At 75.1% G+C, this 4825-nt stretch carries 3 protein-coding genes; 2 read left to right on the forward strand and 1 reads right to left on the reverse strand.

The window, feature by feature from the left end:
- Positions 1-22: 22 nt before the first annotated feature.
- Positions 23-1843, reverse strand: a complete 1821-nt coding sequence (locus tag HMPREF3099_RS13655) for a helix-turn-helix domain-containing protein (protein WP_083323554.1) — start codon at positions 1841-1843, stop codon at positions 23-25.
- 79 nt (positions 1844-1922) lie between these two features.
- Between HMPREF3099_RS13655 and HMPREF3099_RS06190 the strand changes: the two genes are divergently transcribed.
- Positions 1923-3329: an MFS transporter gene (locus HMPREF3099_RS06190; protein ID WP_070705189.1), complete on the forward strand. Its 1407-nt coding sequence runs from the start codon at positions 1923-1925 to the stop codon at positions 3327-3329.
- Positions 3326-4783 carry an FAD-binding oxidoreductase gene (locus HMPREF3099_RS06195; protein WP_070705190.1) on the forward strand — a complete coding sequence of 486 codons (1458 nt, stop codon included), beginning with the start codon at positions 3326-3328 and terminating at the stop codon, positions 4781-4783. Before HMPREF3099_RS06190 ends, HMPREF3099_RS06195 begins: the two co-directional genes overlap by 4 nt.
- The last annotated feature ends 42 nt before the right edge of the window (positions 4784-4825 follow it).

Raw genomic sequence — 4825 nt, forward strand, 5'->3', positions numbered from 1 at the left:
GGAGGGGCGGGTCGCGTGGAGCCTACGCCCCCTCCTCGAGGGCGGCACGCGCCTCGGTGAGCCGCAGCAGGACGTGCAGCTCCAGCGCCCGGCCGGGGCGCCGCCAGTCCGCGCCGATCAGCCCGTCCACGACCGCCAGGCGCTGGTAGACGGTGTTCACGTGCACCCCCAGGGCCGATGCGGTGGCCCCCGGGCTGCCGCCGCAGTCCAGGAAGGCCGCCATGGTGCCCAGCAGCGGCACCCCGCGGCGCGCCTCGTGGGCCCGGACCTCGCCGAGCTGCCGCTCGAAGGCCTCCCGCAGGCGGCCACGCCCGGCGTCGCCGAGCAACAGCCGGTGCAGCCCCACGTCCTGCGGCCCCACCACCGCCCGGGTCTCGCCGAGGGCGCGCAGCGCCTTCATGGTCTCCACCGCCTCGGTGTAGGCCGCCCGCAGCCCGTCCACCGGCACCACCGGGGCGCTCACCGACGCCAGCAGGTCGGCCGGGCGCAGCACGTCGGCCACCGCCTCGGGGCCCGCGGGCACCACGAGCACCGCGTCCTGCCGGTGCCCCAGCACGGCCGTGCCCCGCGGCAGCCGGCGCAGCCACTCCGGCGGGTCCTCGGCCGCCGCGCCCTGCCCGTCCACGATGACGACCACGTGGCGCCGCCGCGGGTCGAGCCCCGCCAGCCGGAGCTCGGCCGGGTCCACCTCCTCGTCCTCCCGCGTGGTGAGCAGCTCCAGCAGGTGCAGGGTGCGGGCACGCCCCGCAGCCTGGGCCGTGGCCTGCTGGGCCATCAGCGTGAGCGCCACCGTGGGGGCGGCGCGTTCCAGGGCCACCCGGGCGGACTCCTCCGAGAGTGGGGTGGCCGGGACCAGCCAGCCCAGCAGGCGCCCGGCGGCCTCCACCGCGTGGGCGTCGGCGGGCGGGCCACCGGGGGACCCGGCCGGCAGGAGCTCCACCGCCGTGCCCACCGCGGTGCCCACCTCCGTGAGCAGCTCGTCCACGCCCCCGCCACGCAGCACCACCTCGCGCAGCTGCTCGTCCCAGGAGAGGCTGCGCGCCAGCCGTTCCGAGCGCTGGTCGAGCTCGTCGCGAGCCTCGGCCAGGCGGGCCATGCGGTCGGCATTGTCCAACGCGATGCCGGCGTGGAGCGCCAGCGCGCACAGCAGCGTCACCTCGTCCTCCGGGAAGTCCCGGTGGCTGCGCACCCCGGCGAACAGGGCCCCGACCGCCCGGCCCCGCACCAGCAGCGGCGCCCCGAGCACGGAGTGCATGTTCTCGGCACGGGCGGCGGCGTCCGCCGTCTCGGAGTGGGTGAAGCCGGCATCGTGCTGGTAGTCGGCGCTCCACCGCGGCCGGGCGTGGCGGATCACCCACCCGGCCACCCCGTGCCCCAGGGAGAGCTCCACACCCACCAGCTCGGGGGTGATGTTGCCGTCGCTCACCTCGATGCGGAGCACCTCCCGGTCGCCCTCCCCGTGGAGCAGGGCCAGGTAGGCCAGGTCCACCCGGAGCAGCTGCCGGGCGTGCGCCACCACCTGCGGCAGCAGGTCCTGCGGCGAGCGCATGCTCGAGAGCCGGCCCGCGATGTCGCTCAGCGCACCGAGCTCACCGGCCCGCCGGGCCCGCTGCTGCAGGCGGGCGCTGACCTCCAGCGCCTGCACGGTCTGCGCGGCCCCCTGCGGCCCCAGACCGCGCCCGTGGGCCATGAGCTCGGCCACCGAGGCGTCGCGCAGGAGCAGGGACAGCCAGCCCTCGCCGCCGGGCACGGCCTCGTCGGCCGCCCCCTCGTCCCGGTGCGGATCCGGACTCACCGGCGGGGTGGAGGGATCCTCCACCGACTCGGTCTCACGACGTTGCATCTCACCATTGTGCGCCGGCGCACACACTCCTAGCGTTCAGGCCACCTCAGCCCGCCCCGCGCACACACCGGGAGCCCCCATGAACCCCTCGGACGCACCGCCGGTCCCCTCCGCCCTGGAACGGCGCACCCTGCGCAAGGTCACCCTGCGCCTCATCCCGTTCCTCATCGCGCTGTACTTCGTCAACTACCTCGACCGCACCAACATCGGCTTCGCCGGCCCCAACGGCATGAACGCCGAGCTGGGCCTGACCGCCACCATGTTCGGCCTGGCCTCCGGCATCTTCTTCGCCGGCTACCTGCTGCTCGAGGTGCCCAGCAACCTGGCGCTCCACCGCTTCGGCGCGCGCCGCTGGCTGGCCCGCATCATCGTGTCCTGGGGCGTCCTGGCCAGCCTCATGGCCTTCGTCCCCGGCGCCGGCTGGCTCTACGTCCTGCGCTTCCTGCTGGGTGTGGCCGAGGCCGGCTTCTTCCCCGGCATCATCCTGTACCTGACCTACTGGTTCCCGGCCCGCGAGCGCGCCCGCGCCACGGCGTTCTTCCTGCTGGCCATCCCCCTGTCCACCGTGGTGGGCACGCCCCTGTCGGCCTTCCTGGTCAGCACGGGCGACGGCATCGCCGGCCTCTCCGGGTGGCGTTTCATGTACCTCATGGAGGGCGTGCCGGCCGTGCTGCTCGGCGTCGTGTGCTGGTTCCTGCTCACCGACCGCCCCGAGCAGGCGCAGTGGCTGGAGCCCGAGGAGCGCGACTGGCTGGCCGCCGAGATGGCCCGCGAGCAGGCCACCACGGGCGAGCGCTTCCACTACCCGCTGCGCCGCACCCTGCTCGACGGCCGCGTCTGGGCCCTGGCCTTCGTCTACTTCGGCACCACCTACGGCCTGTACGCCATGAACTTCTTCCTGCCCACCATCATCGCCGGGTTCCAGCAGACCTTCGGGGTGAAGTACTCGGTCATGCAGATCGGGCTCATCACGGCCATCCCGTTCGCCTTCGCCGCCGTGGCGATGGTGCTCTGGGCCCGGCACGCCGACCGCACCGGCGAGCGCGTGTGGCACCTCGTGCTACCCCTGCTGCTGGGCGGCGTGGTGATCCCCGCCGCCCTGTACCTGAACTCGCCGTTCACCGCGATGGCGGCCGTGACCGTGGTGTGCATGTGCATCTGCGCCGCGCTGCCCAACTTCTGGCCCCTGCCCACGCACTTCCTCTCCGGCGCGGCGGCCGCCGGCGGCATCGCCCTCATCAACTCCGTGGGCAACGCCAGCGGGTTCGCCGCCCCGTATGTCACCGGGTGGTTGGCCGACCTGACCGGCACCCAGAACGCGAGCATGTGGGTGGTGGGCGGCGTCATGCTGGCCGCCGCGGCCACCGTGCTGGCGCTCAAGGCGTCGCCGGCCCCCGACGCGGGGCAGGCCGCCGGGCACGACCAGCCCGCCCCCACCACGCCCGAGACCGTCCTCGACACCCCCACCCCGGAGGCCGCCCGATGACCGACCCGACCACCGCCACCCAGCCCGCCCCCGACATCGCCGCGCTGGCCGCCCTGCTGCAGTCCGAGCTGGCCCCGGTCCTCTCGGACGGCGCGCTCGCCCTCGACGCCGACGTGGTGGCCGCCCACTCGGCCGACACCGCCCTGTTCTGCCCCGCCGAGGGCGCCGTGGCGCTGGTGCGCGCCCGCTCCACCGAGGACGTCCAGGCCACCCTGCGCTTCGCCCACGCCCACCACGTGCCGGTGGTGCCGCAGGGCGCGCGCACCGGCATCAGCGGCGGGGCCAACGCGGTGCCCGGCTGCATCCTGCTCAACCTGGCCGGCATGGACCGCATCCTGGAGGTGGACGCCGCCGAGCAGACCGCCACCGTGCAGCCCGGCGTCATCAACCAGGCCCTCAAGGACCACCTCCGCGAGCACGGCCTGGCCTACCCGCCGGACCCCGGCTCGGTGGCCATCAGCAGCATCGGCGGCAACGTGGCCACCAACGCCGGCGGGCTGTGCTGCGTCAAGTACGGCGTCACCCGCGACTACGTGCGCCAGCTCAAGGTGGTGCTGGCCGACGGGTCCCTTGCCACCCTGGGACCGCGCACCGCCAAGGGCGTGGCCGGCCTGGACCTGCGCGGGCTGTTCATCGGCTCCGAGGGGACGCTCGGCGTGGTGGTGGAGGTGACCCTGCGCCTCGTGCCGCAGCTGGCGCCGCCGCTCACGGCGGTGGCCACCTTCCCCTCCGAGGCCGTGGCCGCCGGCGTGGTGGCCGAGTTCATGGCCACCGGCGCACGGCCCAGCATGGTGGAGATGCTCGACGGCGCCACCCTGGGCATGCTCAACGACTACGGCGACTTCGGCCTGGACGCCGGGGCCGGCGCGATGCTGCTGGTGCAGTCCGACGGGTCGGGCGACCCCGCATCGGCCCAGCGGGAGGTGGAGGAGTTCGCCCGGATCGCCGAGGAGGCCGGCGCGCTGGACGTGGGCTTCACCGACGACCCGGCCGACAGCGAGGCCATGGTGGCCACGCGCCGCCTGGCCCAGCCGGCCTACGAGAAGTACGCGATGGCGCACGGCGGCGGGCAGCTGCTGGACGACATCTGCCTGCCGCGGGCGCGGATGGCCGAGTTCTTCGAGCGGCTGGCCGAGGTGCGGGCGGAGTCCGGCGCGACCGTGGCCGTGGTGGCCCACGCGGGCGACGGCAACCTGCACCCGGCCGTCTTCTTCGATGCCGGCGACCCCGCCGAGGTGGCCCGGGCGGAGCGGGCGTTCGAGCAGCTCATGGAGCTGGGGCTGGCGCTCGGCGGCACCATCACCGGCGAGCACGGGGTGGGCTACCTCAAGCGTGAGTGGCTGGCCCGCGAGCTGGACCCGGCCACGCAGGCCATGCACCGCGCGGTCAAGCAGGCGCTGGACCCGCGCGGCATCCTCAACCCGGGCAAGATGCTGGCGGCGCTGGACGGCTGAGCCGCGCGCCGGCGCGCCGGGGCGCGGGGGCGCGGGGGCGCA

This window comes from Kytococcus sp. HMSC28H12 (assembly GCF_001816045.1).
Classification (GTDB): domain Bacteria; phylum Actinomycetota; class Actinomycetes; order Actinomycetales; family Dermatophilaceae; genus Kytococcus; species Kytococcus schroeteri.